Genomic DNA, 16,847 nt, shown 5'->3' with positions numbered 1-16,847 from the left:
CTGCCCCGAACCGTCGGGACAGACGCTGTTCCCAGATATCGAACGAGCCGAGATCAATCCCCAGCGGCCTTTCGAATGCCGGCGCTCTTCCAGAAATGCGAGCATCTGGATGGTTTTCCCCAGACCCATGTCGTCGGCCAGACAGCCACCGAACTGGAATTCATCGAGAAACTGTAACCAGCCGACACCCTCTAACTGGTAACCACGCAACTCACCTTGAAAACCTTGAGGCTTACGAGCGGCTTGAACACCGTTAAAGTTGGCCAGCCTCTCGCGAACCTGGGCGAATTTGGCGTCGTAATCGACACTTCCCTGGTCCAGCAGCAACGCATCGAGCAGACCAACCTGCGCTGCACCAAACTTCAGATGATCGCCTTCCAGAACACCCAGGCCACCCATGAGTCCGTAGCGATGCACCCACTCTTCCGGAAGAATCCCGAGTGAACCATCGTCGAGATAAACCGTGCTGTCGCCTCGCGCCAGCGCCGAGAGCAACTCAGGGAATGAGACCCGACTGCCACCAAAATCAATATCGGCATGCAGTTCAAACCAGTCGATCCCCGATTTGACCTGGAATTTCAGTTCACCAGGCTGACGGACCTGTTTGCCGTCAGCGCGAACTTCCCAGCCTTGACCGATCAGCTTACGAACAGCCGGGCCCAGATCTCGGGCCGTGATTTCCACATCGTGAGGTCCGCGGCGGGCATCGATCAAGCGGCGTACACCCACATCCTGAAGTGCCGACCAGTAGGTATCTTCCAGATCGCGGTCTCGAACGACGTATCGTCTGGCAGATCTTTGAACGATCGCCCATTGAACACTCGACCCGCGAACAGTGGCATCTTCGTATTCAAAGATCACATCCGCTTTCAACCGTTCATGATGCCATTTACTCTTGCCTGGTGAGTGAACCAGCAGCAATGGCTGAGGCGAGAGCCGCACTTCCTCCAGCTTCAATTCGTCGGGAAGTTCCAGTCTTGGCAGAGCCGGCATATCGTGAAGACGATCGACGAGATCGTGCTCTTCACCAGCGGGAACCTCCAGAGGCTGGCCAGACTTCAAGAGCTTCACCCAGGCGTAAGCACCAAAATCATTGAACAGCGAAATGCGATGATCGAGGATCACCAGCCCACCGGGTGTGAGCATCTGTGCGGTTTCCAGCCCGCGAGATTCTTCCCCGCGGCGCAAAAAACCTCGCAGCTTCCAGACATCCTGCCCCTGATCAAATTCCAGAGCCAGGCATAACTCCCAAGGTTCTCCACCATCCCAGACCAATGGCTCAGTCATCCGCTCTTCAGGATCTGTAAACCGAATTCGTCCTGTGGCACAAATCTGCGGCAAGAGGAGTTCTGTCAGATCGTGAGGAACACGGTAGCGCCATGCGGCAGCCTGCATTTCACCGATCATCCCGGTGGTGCTGGAACGATCAGGAGTGCCGCCGACCAGGTGCGCGAGGATCCTGCGGTCTTCTTCGTCTTCAATCTCTTCGAGACGACCTGGGCGGAGCTTGAGTGGTTTCAGTTTTCCCCACTGACCACTCGCCCGTCGTTGCCGCTGGGAAGTTTGCAGAATGAGACATTCGGCTTCCTCACTGGCGGCGGGGTCAACTTCGTAAACGACTTCGCGCTCTTTGCCCGGGGCAGAAACCGCATAGCTGCCGGCGCCATCCTGCATGGCGGTTCTTAATTCTTTGAGGCGCGTTTCCCATTCACGGGCCGGAGCTGAAACTGGTGTCGGGCGTTCAGCGACAGCCGTGGATTTGGAAAGCGAGAGTTTTCTCGAAGGTGTGGCCTCGAGTTCGTCATCCAGCCAGTCTTCATCCGGCAGATCAAGTGGCTCGTCTTCGGTAATGAATGCCGGGATGAAACCGGGTTTGACTCCTGAGGAGATCACTCCCTGCTTCTCGGCAAGAAGAATCGTGGCCCAGACGTGCTTGCAAGACGCCTGCCCGGTGGGATTGGGCTTACCAGCCATGCAGGTACAACTCATTTTGAGTTGACCTTCGTCCCGCATCAGTTGCGTCACGAATTCGACGCCATCTCGCACAGCACCAAAGATCTGATCTTCAGTGATGCGGTTGATGGCAACACGTTCCGCTTGAATGTAGGCCGCTCCGCGAAAACGGATATCTCCTCGAAACTTGCTTTCCAGCAAATCCGACAATGTCATAGAGGCTTCCCTGACTCCACTGGATCAATCGGATGGTGACAGTCGCCCGACTGGCAGGCCACAGACCGACTAACCCCAGCCGAATCGTCTCTGCAATTAAGTGAAAAATGGGTTCATACGCTCGCAAAAGTTTTCCACAAGTCTGGCCCCTGACCAAAACCAGCGAAAAAGTTTGCGCAGCGATCCACGGTAATCAAAAGCAGCGCAATTGACTACTGAAGATCCATGAGTCGCTGGTCTTCAGGGAAAAATGGTCTGTACGACCTGCAGATTCAAGAACACCTCAATCCGGAAAGAAGCTTGGCTCCAACAATCCTCACGCCTCGATTCGCCAAAATCACTTTCAGGGATTACACTCTGCACAATCATGCCAGTGGCTCGCGACATCACTGGCATATCAACCCAGAACGACACAAGACCATTTCTGAAGTGGATGGCATGGCTGCTGAATCACTTTCCACATTGTCTGCCGATGAAGTGCGCCAGTGGTTTCATACGCAAGTGCCGCTGGAAGACTTTCGTGATCAGAAAGTCTTGCTGATTGTCCCGGATGCCACTCGAACAGCTCCCCTGCCCCTGCTTTTTGGAGCATTATTTGATCGACTCCGGCCGGTGGTGCAGAATCTGGATGTGCTGATTGCCCTGGGAACTCATCCCCCGATGTCAGAGCAGCAGATCTGCAAGCTGCTGGGCATCGCACCCGAAGAACGTGAAAAGCTTTTTTTCCAAACTCGATTTTTTAACCATGAGTGGGATAACCCCGACCGATTAACCACCCTCGGCGTGCTGACATCACAGCAGACGGCTGAAATCACAGATGGCCGGCTCAGCCTCGATGTCCCCGTGCAAATCAATTCACGAATTGATGATTACGACGTACTGCTGGTCCTGGGCCCGGTATTTCCCCACGAAGTTGTGGGTTTTTCGGGTGGAAACAAATACTTTTTCCCGGGAATTGGTGGCCCGGACATTCTCAACTTTTTTCACTGGCTGGGGGCACTGATCACCAATGTGGGAATCATTGGTGTAAAAGATACTCCGGTTCGACGAGTGGTCGATCTATCGGCCAGTATGATCCGCCAGAAGAGGCGAGCGATTAAATTCGTGGTCGCTGCCGATGCCAGCCTCTATGGACTGTTTTATGGCACACCGGAATCTGCCTGGAGTGAGGCTTGTGCCATTTCCGGGAAAGCTCACATTAAACGATTTGATCAGCCTTTCCACACGGTCCTTTCGTGCGCTCCCCCGATGTACGACGAACTCTGGGTCGCGGGCAAATGCATGTATAAAATGGAGCCCGTCGTGGCAGATGGTGGAGAACTGATCATCTATGCCCCACACATGCATGAAGTCTCAGTGACACATGGCAAGCTGATTGAAGAAGTTGGCTACCATGTTCGCGATTATTTTGTGAAGCAGTGGGATCGATTCAAGCATTACCCGTGGGGCATCCTGGCTCACTCGACCCATGTGCGTGGGACGGGAACATTTTCTGATGGTATTGAAAAGCCACGCGTGAAAGTCACACTGGCATCAGGAATTCCGGAAGAGATCTGTCATCGGATCAATCTGGGATACCGAGATCCGGCAACCATTGACATCGAATCGTTTGCTAACCGCGAAGACGAAGGTGTGCTCCTCGTCCGCAAATCGGGCGAGCACCTGTACCGCCTCAATGAGGTCTGAGTGTTCCTCAGCGATCCAGTTTTTTCATCATCTGTTTATTGAAACTGCTTTTATGGCCTACACCAACGCAGATCTGGCTTCACGACTTGATTTCGCCCTCGCGGTTTACGAAGAAGCTCGCCAGCTGATTATGAGCTTCTACCAGCATTCTTCTTTAGAAGTGGAAGAGAAGACCGACTTTTCTCCCGTAACAGAAGCGGATCGCGGTGCCGAAAAACTGATCCGCGAACGACTCGATGTCGCCTTCCCTGAGGATGGTGTGCTGGGCGAAGAGTTCCCCGAAAAGCCAGGCCAATCGGCCTTTCGATGGATCCTCGATCCAGTCGATGGAACCAAATCTTTTGTGCATGGGGTGCCGCTCTTCGGCACTTTGATTGGTCTCGAAGTGATTGAAGGCGAACATCGCCATTGCGTCATGGGCGTCTGCGGCTTTCCCGCATTGAATGAAGTCGTCTATGCCTCGGAAGGTAACGGCACATACTGGAAAATTGGCGATCAGCCACCGCGACGGGTTCATGTTTCTCAAGTCAGCACGATCGAAGAGTGCACGTTCCTGACGACAAACATGCAGCGGTGGCAGAAGATCGGTAAGTGGGAGGCCTACACCGAGATTCTTGAACGTTGCAAACTTTCCCGCGGGTGGGGAGATTGCTACGGCCATGTACTCGTCGCCACTGGTCGAGCCGACCTAATGGTTGATCCGGCTCTGAATCCGTGGGATGCCGCCGCTCTCGTGCCGATTCTGCAGGAGGCTGGTGGTCACTTCGTGGACTGGAAAGGTGTACCCACAATCTATGGCAAGAACGGGATTTCCGTCACTGGCAAACTGAAAGACGAAGTTCTGCGGATTCTCAACAAGTCCTAAGCAATTCCGGCAACTCACCACGGTGCTGCCGAGCCGGTCTGACACGCCTCTCATTCAGCTCACCTGGCTGGTGTGCCCCACACAGTCGTCTTGCCCAGAACAACAGGTTCGGCATGACCATTGCCGTCACCAGCTTGCCAGCGGATGACTCGGGAACTGAACCAGATCTCTGTTCGAGTGACGCGATCCCCTTTACGAATACCACGCCGAATCCATCTTTTGAGATCATCAGATATTGATGTATGACCGGGCAAAAGTGAAAGTCGGCCCTCTGTCAGAAAATAAATCTCTGCTGCACAGAAAATGTAATCAGCTCACAGGTTGTATTCAGTCCTCATCGCTGTATATTCGCTGAATCCGACGAGAAGTCGTTCACGAAAGCTGTGCAAGGCCACGCGCTGCGGTTATTGCCAGCAAAAGCTATGAGACTGACAATGCCAACCTGCTTTGCCACTTCAGACTCTGAATCGTGCATTCCCCTCACCAGGGACAAGACGCCAACCCGCTTGACGAAAAGAACAATCTCTCTTCGTCAGTTTTTGCGTCTCTCGAAGGTCGTGGGGATCTTTCTGGTTGCCGCGACGAGCCTGATGTCACTGGGGTGCCAGTCGCGTGTCGCATCGACAGATGAAATCGTGATCGGCCATTTTGGCTCGATTACAGGGTCCGAAGCGACTTTCGGCATTTCCACCGATCGCGGAATTCAACTGGCGATTGAAGAGGTGAATGCCGCCGGTGGGGTGAACGGTAAGAAAGTTCGCCTCATTACTTATGATGACAAAGGCGATCCCCGCGAAGCCGGTTCCGCAGTGACCAGACTCGTAACCAGAGATCAGGTCACGGCAGTTCTGGGTGAAGTGGCTTCGGGACTTTCGCTGGCCGCTGCCCCGATCTGCCAGGAGAACGGCGTCCCCATGATCTCCCCTTCTTCGACGAATCCAAAAGTCACACAAGTGGGAGACATGATTTATCGGGTCTGCTTTATTGATCCTTTCCAGGGATCGGTCTGTGCCAAGTTCGCCAGGGAAAACGACAAGATCAAAGCCACAAAAGCTGCCATTCTTTGCGATCAGACAGCGCCCTACTCGGTCGGTTTGCAGGAAGAGTTCGAAAAAGCCTTTACTGCCGGTGGAGGGACAATTGTTTCCAAGCAGGCATATCAGGCGGGTGATCAGGATTTTTCAGCACAACTGACATCCATTCGAGCCAGTGAACCTGAAGTGATTTTTATCCCAGGTTACTACACCGATGTCGGGAATATCGCCCTGCAGGCCAGAAAGCTGGGACTCAAAGTCCCGATGCTGGGTGGAGATGGCTGGGATTCCGCCAAGCTGGGGCAGATTGCCGGGGATGCATTAAATGGTTGTTACTATTCCAACCATTATTCGCATGAAGACCCCAGTCCCCGCGTGCAGAACTTCATTAAGCTTTATCAGGGGAAGTATCAGGAGACACCAGATGGTCTGGCGGCCCTGGGTTATGATGCGGCCCGCATTCTTTTCACTGCGATGAAAACTGCTCCCTCTTTGAGTGGCAAGGATATTGCCGCTGAGTTGGCCAAGACGACTGGCTTCGAGGGTGTGACGGGTGTGATTTCGATGGATGCCAATCGTAACCCGGTGAAGCCGGCCGTCATCCTCGAAATGAAGGATGGAACTCCCCGTTATGTCGCCACAATTGCTCCCGGCGAGTAACTCAAAAGCGACAGCCCACCCTGTGAATTCCGCTCTGTGAGACTTCAGTTCTATCAATGCCAGGGCTCACACAATAACCTGAGTTCACAAAATGCCCTGGGTTCACAGATTCTTGAAATGGCTGAGTGGTGAAAGCATGGGGATGCTCACCATGAGAGATGATCAATACTCTCGAATTCTTCTGACTTCCTCGTAACAGAGTTCCATGGCAGACTTTCTACAGACATTAATGACAGCCCTCGCGATTGGCAGCTTGTATGCCCTGATCGCACTGGGCTACACCATGGTTTATGGTGTGCTTAAATTCATCAATTTTGCACACAGCGATATTGTGGTACTGGGTGCCTGGCTGAGCTATTCGTTTGCCATCCGGGCACTCCCTCTGGTGGGGTTGGATGCACATAATCCTGCGACACCTCCGCCCATCTGGATGACCGCTGGAATTTTTGTGGCAGTTCTACTGCTCTGCAGCCTGGCTGGTTTTCTCATTGAACGACTGGCCTATCGACCCTTACGCCGAGCCCCCCGGTTGAATGTGCTGATCACAGCCATCGGCGTCTCTCTCCTGCTGCAGAACGTCGGGCAGCTCGACTTTGTGTTTGGGGCCAGCCCTCAGAAGATGCCCGCTTTGCTGCCCAACTGGGAACTTCCAATCCAATTTGGACAAGGTGAATCGATTCGATATGTGGTCTTGCCACTGATTGACTGCATCATCTTCGCCGTCTCTGGCCTTTTGATGCTGGCTTTGGAACTCCTGATCTTTCGGACCAAGTTTGGCACGGCACTGCGAGCCGTCTCGTTCAATACCGATTTTGCCGCGCTGATGGGGATTCCTGTCGATCGTGCCATCTCGCTGACTTTCATGCTGGGATCAGCTCTCGCTGGAGCGGCTGGATTTCTGTATGTGCTGAAGTTCCCCAGTATGAACCAGCCGGCTCATAGCGTCTGGGTACTGCTCGGGCTGAAGGCGTTTGTGGCGGCAGTGGTCGGCGGGATTGGGAATATTCGAGGAGCGGTCCTCGGTGGCTTTATCATTGCCTTCGTCGAACAGTTCGGGGCGTATTACATCTCGTCAAACTATCGCGATGTCTATGTCTTCTCGTTGTTGATTTTGATTCTGCTCATCAAGCCCACGGGGCTCCTGGGATCACCCGTGCGGGAAAAAGTTTAACATGTCTGCATCCGATGTCTTAATCGAACCCACTTCGCATGGTGTGAATATCCTCAAGAGTGCCGCTCCCATTCTTGTCGGGATCGCCCTTGCGGTTGGGATTCAGTTTTTGCTTCCCTCGACAGTCGGCCCCTACTATTCCCGGCTCGTGATCGATGCAGGGATTGCTATGATTCTGGCAGTCTCACTGAATATCGTAAACGGCATGACCGGACAGTTTTCGATTGGTCATGCAGGCTTCATGACGATCGGAGCTTACACGGCAGGATCCATCACCTTCTACAGTTCACTCCTGATCTGGGGGACAGCCGCCAAGCATGGTTCTTTTTTGGGAAGTGGCGAATGGATGTTCGTCATTGCCTGCCTGTGCGGCGGAATCACAGCTTCGATTGCCGGGTTCGTGGTGGGGCTTCCTTCGCTGCGACTTCGGGGAGATTACCTCGCAATTGTGACGCTCGGTTTCGGTGAGATTCTGCGTGTTTTGCTGCAACAGACAGGCAAAGTGGTGGATAATGCAGAAATCGTTCGTAATGCCCCACTGACGACCTTTGCCACAGTTCCTGTGGGTGGCGCGATCGGGTTTGATGGTATTCCCAAATACACCACACTCTTCTGGGTCTATGCATTTCTGGCAATCACAGTGATCTTTGCCTATCGCCTCAAGCGGTCAAGCTTTGGCCGTGCCATGCTTTCTGTCCGTGAAGATGAAATTGCGGCACAAGCCATGGGAATCAATACGTCGAGACAGAAGTTACTGGCGTTTATTACGGCTGCTTTTTTTGCAGGTGTCGGCGGCGGGCTACTGGCTCATGAAAGTGGCGTGATCATTTCGCCCAAGGATGCCGGTTTTCAGCGATCCTTTGATTATGTGATCATGACGGTGCTGGGTGGGCGAGGATCGATCACGGGTGTGATGCTCGCGGCGATTCTCCTTTCCGGGTTACCCGAAGTTCTGCGAGACTTCGAGCGATACCGGATCATCATCTATGCCGCCCTGCTGATTTTCATGATGCTGAGCCGCCCGCAGGGATTGTTTGGAATTCACGAGATCTGGGATTTCTTTCCCCGCTCGTGGAAAACTCTGCCGTGGAAGAAAAGTCCACGGGAGGAGGCCCAATGAACCAGGTTCTCGAACATCGATCCGCCGGTGCTGCTCAACAGACTTTGCTCGAAGTCAAAGATCTGGGGATTTCTTTTGGTGGTCTGAAGGCTGTTCAAAATTTCAATCTGACGTTACCCAGCGCAGGGCTCTATGGCCTCATTGGCCCTAACGGTGCTGGCAAGACAACTGTGTTCAATCTGCTCACAGGGATCTATCAACCCCAGACAGGCTCATTATCGCTGAACGGGAAAAATCTGCTCGGTTGCAAACCCCATGAGGTCACTGCCGCCGGGATTGCACGAACTTTCCAGAATATTCGCCTGTTCCCGAACCTGAGCATTCTCGACAACGTGCGGCTGGCCGGCCAGATTCGTATTCGCCCCAAGCTGGTCTCAACATTTTTGCGAACGAACGGCTATCGAGAGCAGGAAGCGGCTTTGAAAGCACAGGCCATGGATCTGCTGGAGATCTTCGATCTTCAGGATCGTGCGGAAGATCTGGCACAGAACCTCAGTTATGGACATCAGCGTCGGCTGGAAATCATTCGCGCATTAGCCACAAAACCCTCAGTACTCTTACTGGATGAACCTGCAGCCGGGCTGAATCCTCAGGAAAAGCTGGCCCTGGCGCAGTCCATCCGGCAGATTCGCGATCGATTTGAAGTGGCGATTTTATTGATCGAACACGACATGCAACTCGTGATGGATATCTGCGAGAGAATTGTAGTGCTCGATCATGGTGTCACGATCTGCGAAGGCACACCACAGACAGTGCAAAACGATGAAAAGGTGATTGCGGCCTACCTGGGGGCTATTGCTGACGACGCTTAAGCTCGCTCCTGCCGGGAACTCGAATTCGATCTATCGCGGAAATGACCTTATGGCTTTGCTGGACATCGAAAATCTGTCGGTCTCGTATGGTTCGATACGGGCACTTCGCGGAATTTCACTCAAAGTCGAGCCCGGCGAGATCGTCACGTTGATTGGCGGGAATGGCGCCGGCAAATCCACCACATTGCGGACAATCTCCGGGCTTTTATCTCCACAGGAAGGCCAGATCCTGTTTGAAGGAAAACCCATTGCCTCCAAGTCGCCTCATGCGATTGCCGCGAATCGATTGATTCATGTGCCGGAGGGTCGCGGGATCTTTGCCAACTTGACAGTCGAAGAAAATCTGCGGCTGGGTGCGTATTGCCGAAAAGATACGCATGAGATTCGCCAGGATTACGAGCATGCCCTCGAATTGTTCCCACGCGTCAAAGAGCGCTTGTGGCAACTGGCGGGAACATTATCTGGTGGCGAACAGCAGATGGTGGCCATTGCCAGAGCCCTCCTCGCTCGGCCCAAACTGCTCATGCTCGATGAACCATCACTGGGCCTGGCACCGCAGATCGTACAACTGATTTTCCAGGTGATTCGTAAAATCAATGCGGGAGGGACGACCATCCTGCTGGTCGAGCAGAACGCCAACCTGGCACTGCAGGTGGCTCATCGAGCCTATGTGCTCGAGGTAGGAAAAATTGAAATGTCCGGGCCTGCCGCAGAGCTGGCAAACAGCGACGACATTCGCAAAGCCTACCTGGGCGGCCATTAGTTTGTCTTCTCCCGGCGAATTCGAGCGAAGTACAAGACTGAGCGACTTCGTTTTCATGCCCATCTGTGGGAATAATTGTTAGGCTTGCCATGAAGAAGATTCCCTCAGGAGTTTAACCATGACTGCCAGTTCGGTTGTTTCTGATTCGTTTGTCGAAGGAAAAGCATTTCCTCGAATCGAACTGGCCATTGTGCAGATGGATGTGTCGATTGCCGAACCGGCTCACAACTGCGAGCGAATGCTCGGTTATCTCCGGGAAGCAGCGAGCCACGGAGCCAGACTGATTGTTTTTCCCGAGTGTGCGCTTTCGGGGTACTGCACGAGTTCGCTGGAAGAGACGCGAAAACTGGCGGAACCGATCGTCAATCCCTGGTATCAGAAGCTCCAGGCGGCTTGTGCAGAACTTCGCGTCTATGCAATCTACGGTCAACTCGAAATCGAATCGCAGACTGCCGGGATCGATGAACTCCCTGTCTACAACACCGCTGTCGCTATCGGGCCACATGGAGTCATTCACACGTATCGCAAGACTCATCTCCCTTTTATTGGTGCAGATCGTTTCACCTCGTATGGTGCCGGACCACTAAGCGTTTTTGAGATCGAAGGAGTGCGGATCGGACTATTGATCTGCTACGACGGCGGATTCCCGGAACCATCCCGCGTCCTGGCCATCGAGGGAGCTGATCTGATTCTTTTGCCAACCAACTGGCCGACAACGGCTCAGGTTTTTGCCGCCCACGCCTGCCAGATGCGTTCCATGGAGAGCACCGTCTTCTTTGCCTCGAGCAGTCGCGTAGGAATCGAGCGGGATGTCCGCTTCATTGGACAAAGTCGCATTTGTTCTCCTTTGGGGCATGAAATGACAGCGGCCGACGATCAATCGGAAGTCATTCTGTACGCCACCATCGATACGAAGCTCTCTCGAACCAAACATCTCATTCGGACTGCGGGCGAAAGCGAAGTGAATCGAGTGGCAGACCGTCGCCCGGAGCTTTATGCCGCTTTGGCTATACCGCACAATCTGCCCCGAGCCGGCGGTCGGCCAGCCCCGGTAAACAAGATCGATTGAGCAAAGCAGGCGAATTACTATTCACCATCGGAAGTCAATTCGAGATCTCTACTCGTATCCCGCAACGAGCTTACGTACACTGTTCAGGACGAGTTCTGTCTCGGGCGTTGAATAGTGGACAGCACTTTTTAGAAAATATGGTCGAAGTGAGAATCCGTGGTCGGCTGAGAATGACTGACTGAAAGTGACTGCCCCGAGAAGATGGTGCAATCCGTAGGAACTTCTTGCACCCTACAGTCGAACAAGAGATGCTGGGTCAGAATTGTAAGTATGCGATATGAAACCCTCATCGGAAGTGGTCATTTTGTGAATTGTGCTTTGGTGATTGAACGCCATCGTGATGTTGTCATAGATCGTGGCCTCTGGCTCGTGAAGAATGGGATCTTCGCTGGAAGGACAGCCGCCTGATGACATTTCTGCATCCATTGATTCTGGCGGGGTTGGCGCTGGTCGTGTTACCAGTCGTAATTCATCTGCTGATGAGGCAGAAGCCCAAGCGAACCCCCTTCCCGGCTTTAAGACTGCTCCAGCAATCTCAGGCCAAGGTTTCACGGCGATTGAATCTGCAGCATTGGCTGTTGATGCTGCTGCGCATGCTCGTCATCGGTGCCATCGTCATCGCCATTGCCCGCCCGACTTTACCGGCAGCCAATTATCAATTGACCAGCGGTGAATGGCTCCGGCTACTGGCGATTGTGCTGGTTGGCGGTGGAATCTACACGGCCTTTGAAATCTTTCTGTACCGCCAACGCCAGCAACTTCCGAAGACCGATCGTTTCTCGAACAACTTCACCTCAGGAGGGCCGGCTGCTGCCATTCAACAGCAGACCTCGAAACTTCGGTCGCTGCTGATTCCACTGGTCTCTATCGCTGCAGGTTTCGCGCTGGTGCTGTTTCTCATCTGGCCTTATCAAACACGAATCATGGCCGACTGGTCGAAGCCATCGTCTCGGGCGAATCTCGAACTTCCGGTGGCTGCGGTCTTCATCTTCGACACATCACCCAGCATGCAATACAGAAATCAGGGCAAAACCCGGCTGGAAGTTGCACAAAGCATGGCAACAAGCCAATGGGGCAAACTTCCAGCCGGAAGTCGTCTGGCGCTGATCGATGGGATGCAACCTGCCAAACCTACTTTTCTTGCGGATCGAAATACGGCTCACCAGCGAATTCAGCAATTCACCACCCGTTACGAAGAACGTCCACTCGAAGACTCCATTCGACTGGCACTTTCGTTGCAGGAGAATGATCGTACAAAACTGCTCGAAGCTGAAGGTGGAGCAACCGATCGATTTGTGCGTGAAGTCTATCTGTTCACAGACCTTGCCAGACATCAATGGCATGGGGCAGCCGACGCGGGATTACTGAGCGAACTGGAAAAGCTCAAGGATGTCAGCATCTACATTATTGATGTAGGCGAATTGAAGCCTTCAAACAACCGGATCTACGGCCTCAAGCTCAGCCAGGAAACGATTGCAGAAAATGGCGAGGTCGTCATTGAAGCCACCGTTGAATCGGATCTGGCCCTGGCACCCAAACCTTTAGAAAGTTCTGCCCCACGGGCTCAGAACACGGCAGAACCTGGAAATGCAGCACCCATCACCACGAATGATGACGTTTCGATCGAACTGGTGCTGGGTGACCCCCGTGTGGGCAATACCAAACGGGTCGGTTTGGAAACGGTGCCCAGAGGTGGACGACATACAGTACAGTTCACTGCCAGTAACTTACCCTCCGGCCCTTCGAGCGGTTATTTACGGCTGATTGGTGACGATCCCCTGGCATTCGATAACAGCCTTCCCATCGCACTGACAACTGCAAAACCGCCTAAAGTGCTCGTGGTCTCAGCGAATCGGGCGGATAGCCGACTCCTCATGGAAGCGTTGGCTCCCGCTGAACTGACTCGTGTAGGAAAAGCGACGACAGTCCCCACCTGGATACCGGCATCCAGCCTGGCTGCTACAGACCTGAAGTCTTATGACGTCGTATTTCTGATGAACCTGCCAAGACCAACAGCAGAAGACTGGAAGTTGCTTCGCGGGTTCGTCGAAGGAGGCGGCGGCCTGGTACTGACCAATGGCCACCCATCCAAGGGAGTGGTGAATTCACCAACTTCAATCGATCCGCTGACCTACGAGAATCCTGATGCTCTGGCCATTCTTCCAGCCAGACTCAAGGCTTCACTCTCCTTCCGACCAGGCCAGGTGTGGGAGTTTCCCAATCGATCTCATGGCTTCATGGCTCCATTGGTTGAATTCGGGGCACTCGAAGAGTGGGAGTCACAGGTCGTGAACCGATACTGGACAGTCAACCCGGTCGACGATGCCATTGTGCTGGCACGCTTTCTTGACGAACGAAAATCCCCTGCACTTTTAGAACGACGTGTGGGAAAAGGGATCGTTCAGCAGTGGATGACATCCTGGAGCCTTCCCGACTGGAACGACCTGCCCAGAAGCTGGGCGTTTGTGGCTCTCGCAGATGCTTCTGTCGATTACCTGTCACAGCGACAGGCACGCCGATTCAACTTTGTGCTGGGTGATCCCATTCAACTGATCTTTCCCTCAGATCAGGTGTTACCGCCCCAGTGGCTGGTGCGCACTCCGGATGAACGTCAGCAAGCCCTCGATGCCGAATCTTCGACCCGGCTGAGCATTCCCGCGACCATTGCCAATCAACCGGGAATTTATCTCGTTCAGCCCAAAGCCGACCCGGCAGCGATGATTCCTCTCGGGGTTCGTGTTCGCGATGCTGAATCCAATCTTGAGCGTATGAGCCAAGAGAATATTGAACAGGTTTTTGGAACAGATCGTGTTCTGGTGCATCGCGAGCTGGAGACCTTAGAGCGAGCTGTCCTTTCGGGCAGGATCGGACAGGAAGTTTACGCTCTTGTTCTCTTGCTGCTTGTGATCGGATTTGTGACAGAACATCTTCTGGCCAACTGGTTCTATGCTCCACAGGCCGCGGCACTCACCAGAAACACGATCCCCACTGCTCCCCGTCCGGAAGGAGCAGTTCATGCCAACTGACTTTTGCGCAATTTCGTTCGCTTCAAATCGGCATGCCAATGCCCTGATGCCCCTGTGTGCCTTTGACGGGGGGCATCCATGACGATTGAAGAGATGAAATTTCAGGAGATCACCTTCCAGCCAGTGGGTGGATATTTCTTTGCGATCACTTTATCGCTGGCGTTACTGTGGATGGTCTGGAAGGCTTATCCGCATCATTTCTTTCAGCAACTCCCCTCTCGAATTCGCACGACAAGAGGATTGCGACTTTTAGCGGCCCTGGTGTTGATTGCAGGCCTGTTTCGTCCCGAACTGGTCTGGGAATCGTCTGCCGCTCCCGATGAGCAGGTGCTGATTCTGCGTGATGTCAGCCGCAGTATGACTACACAGGATCTGCCTGCCGCACGCAGCCGACTCGAAGGGGCGTTGTCAGACTCGCAGGCCATTCAGAAGGCATTTGAAAAGACAAAATCAAAACCGTCTCAGGTTCGAATCTTCGATTTCTCGGACAAGCTGAGTCCTCCAACGACTGAAAATCCTGTGGCAGATGGTCAGCAGACACTCTTTGGCGAGGCCCTTCAGGGTGCCCTTCGAGAATCGCGGAATCGTTCGACCTCGGCTGTCTTTCTCCTTTCCGATGGTGCCCAGCGCAGCTTGTCTCCCAAACCTCTCGACCCCTTATCGATTGCACAGGCATTTGGTGAAGAAGGGATTCCGATTTACGGAATTGCTTATGGAGCGAGCAGTATTACTGGCCAGGGATTGGACTGGACACTGGCTGATCTGCGAGTGGACCCGATCGTCTTTGAAAAGAATCGCGTTCCGGTCACCGTCCGTGTGCGGGCCATTGGAGCGCGTGGGCGCACCACGACTGTTCGTCTATTGCTCGAGAATCGAAGTGATGTCCCACTGGGAAAATCCGGGCCGTTAGAACCTGTGCTGGCCACAGGTGGCGTTGTTCCTCAAGCAACCATCACGCCTACGGAAGATGATCAGATCATTCCTGTTGAATTGTCCTTTCTGCCCAATCAGGCAGGAGAATTCAAACTCGCGGCTGAAGTTCAAACCTCCGAAGGAGAACTGCTGACTCGAAACAATCGCCTCGAAACGATCATCACTATCAAAGCAGGCGGCCTGCGGGTGGCTGTGATTGATCGTTTACGCTGGGAACCGAAGTTTCTCAAAATGGCGAGCGGTGCGTCGCAATTACAGATGGACTTTGCCGAAATTCGTCAAAGTCGCGGTCAATCGCCCGTCGTGCTCGATGCCTCGTGGTTCGAACCTGACCGCTACAATGTCTATATCCTTGGCGATGTCACCATTGATGAACTGGGGGAATCGAACATCAAGGCTCTCGCGGAACGAGTTCAGGCGGGGGCCGGCCTCATGACCATTGGCGGCAACCGAAATTACTCGGCGGGGCGATGGGAAGAATCGGATCTGACAGATCTCGTGCCTGTCATGTCGGCCTCTGCCAATCCGGGTGGTAATTCGAAAGACTCATCCAGTTTAGAAGGGCCAACGCCATTCATTCCCACTGAAACTGGGCTTCGTCGCTATGTGCTGCAACTGGATGGCACCGGGCCGCTCATCGATCGCTGGAAAGCTCTGGCTCCTTTGGAAGGAGCCAATCGGCTGGTTCCAAGGAATCCTCTGGTTGAAGTCTGGGCTGCTGCACCTAATGGCGAAGGTCTGCTGTTTGCCAGCGAGATTGGCAAAGCCCGTGTGCTTTCGTTTGCAGGAGATTCATCCTACTTGTGGGTGCTGGGTGGAGCTGCCAAAGCCCATCAGCAATTCTGGCGACAGGCGATACTGTGGCTGGCTCGTCGAGAAGACGATACCGAAGCTCCGTTGTGGGTGAAGGTGGAACCTCGGAACGCACCTCTCGGGGCAGCCGTTGGCATTGAATATGGTGCGCGAGCCCCTGGAGGACAACCACGAACGGACGTCAGCTTTGAGATGGAGATTATCGATCCTGCGGGTACGAAAGTTCCTGCATTGGTTTCGACAGATGCTGCCGCGAGTTCAAAGAACACAGGCAGCGGCGGCAGGCTCGACTGGACGAAAACTGAAGAGTCTGGCGATTACTGGGTACGGCTTTCGGGCAAAGCCAACGGTGAGAGTATCGGGTTGGATGCCGTGACCCGATTTCTGGTTTCACCGCGTGATATTGAACTCGACCGTCCGGGCGCCGATCCTGATTATCTCAAACAAATCGCAGAAGCGGGAAGTGGTCAACTGCTTTCGACTGAAAAGCTGTCTGGGTTTCTGGATCAGTTGATTGCCCGAGAAAATCCACTGGCCAAAGAGACCGTTCAAGTCAGGCTGTGGGATCACTGGCTGATGATCGCCCTCTTTGTGATCGCTATGGGAATCGAATGGGTGATCCGTAAGGCCAACGGCTGGGCCTGATAAAAATGTCCCGAGAAAATACTCCTGAGAAAAAGAGTTCAGATTGAGAATTTCCCGAGGTCTGAGGGAACTTTTCAGGCC

Annotated in this window: 11 protein-coding genes; 10 read left to right on the top strand and 1 reads right to left on the bottom strand. The window is 53.6% G+C overall.

The features are described from left to right. On the bottom strand, positions 1–2,169 hold a 2,169-nt coding region (locus A6X21_RS14980), incomplete at its 3' end, for an SNF2-related protein (protein ID WP_240490278.1). 438 nt (positions 2,170–2,607) lie between these two features. Here A6X21_RS14980 and A6X21_RS14975 point away from each other — a divergent pair. The 10 genes from A6X21_RS14975 (at position 2,608) to A6X21_RS14925 (ending at position 16,766) form a co-directional block, all read left to right on the top strand. Beyond that, a complete protein-coding gene (locus A6X21_RS14975; RefSeq protein ID WP_068849253.1) occupies positions 2,608–3,855 on the top strand; it encodes a lactate racemase domain-containing protein in 1,248 nt (415 codons plus the stop codon). 52 nt (positions 3,856–3,907) lie between these two features. After that, the gene (locus A6X21_RS14970; RefSeq protein ID WP_068849251.1) at positions 3,908–4,720 is read left to right on the top strand and encodes an inositol monophosphatase family protein; all 813 of its coding nucleotides are present in this window, start codon (positions 3,908–3,910) and stop codon (positions 4,718–4,720) included. Positions 4,721–5,226: 506 nt separating this feature from the next. Continuing rightward, positions 5,227–6,414 carry an ABC transporter substrate-binding protein gene (locus tag A6X21_RS14960; RefSeq protein WP_240490277.1) on the top strand — a complete coding sequence of 396 codons (1,188 nt, stop codon included), beginning with the start codon at positions 5,227–5,229 and terminating at the stop codon, positions 6,412–6,414. A 205-nt stretch (positions 6,415–6,619) separates the two neighbouring features. Beyond that, a complete protein-coding gene (locus A6X21_RS14955; protein ID WP_068849239.1) occupies positions 6,620–7,585 on the top strand; it encodes a branched-chain amino acid ABC transporter permease in 966 nt (321 codons plus the stop codon). Between the two features lies 1 nt (position 7,586). Next, positions 7,587–8,705: a branched-chain amino acid ABC transporter permease gene (locus A6X21_RS14950; RefSeq protein WP_068849237.1), complete on the top strand. Its 1,119-nt coding sequence runs from the start codon at positions 7,587–7,589 to the stop codon at positions 8,703–8,705. Continuing rightward, entirely contained in the window at positions 8,702–9,517 is an 816-nt protein-coding gene (locus tag A6X21_RS14945) for an ABC transporter ATP-binding protein (protein WP_083233633.1), read from the top strand. Before A6X21_RS14950 ends, A6X21_RS14945 begins: the two co-directional genes overlap by 4 nt. A 55-nt stretch (positions 9,518–9,572) precedes the next feature. Next, positions 9,573–10,280 carry an ABC transporter ATP-binding protein gene (locus tag A6X21_RS14940; protein WP_068849247.1) on the top strand — a complete coding sequence of 236 codons (708 nt, stop codon included), beginning with the start codon at positions 9,573–9,575 and terminating at the stop codon, positions 10,278–10,280. Positions 10,281–10,398: 118 nt separating this feature from the next. Beyond that, complete coding sequence (locus A6X21_RS14935) at positions 10,399–11,349, top strand: carbon-nitrogen hydrolase family protein (RefSeq protein ID WP_068849235.1); 951 nt, start codon at positions 10,399–10,401, stop codon at positions 11,347–11,349. 407 nt (positions 11,350–11,756) lie between these two features. Further along, positions 11,757–14,375 carry a BatA domain-containing protein gene (locus tag A6X21_RS14930; RefSeq protein WP_068849233.1) on the top strand — a complete coding sequence of 873 codons (2,619 nt, stop codon included), beginning with the start codon at positions 11,757–11,759 and terminating at the stop codon, positions 14,373–14,375. 78 nt (positions 14,376–14,453) lie between these two features. Next, positions 14,454–16,766, top strand: a complete 2,313-nt coding sequence (locus A6X21_RS14925; RefSeq protein WP_068849231.1) for a hypothetical protein — start codon at positions 14,454–14,456, stop codon at positions 16,764–16,766. The last annotated feature ends 81 nt before the right edge of the window (positions 16,767–16,847 follow it).

It is taken from the genome of Planctopirus hydrillae (assembly GCF_001707835.1).
Classification (GTDB): domain Bacteria; phylum Planctomycetota; class Planctomycetia; order Planctomycetales; family Planctomycetaceae; genus Planctopirus; species Planctopirus hydrillae.
Note: the sequence above shows the minus strand (reverse complement) of the source record. Positions and strands in the feature narration are given on the sequence as shown.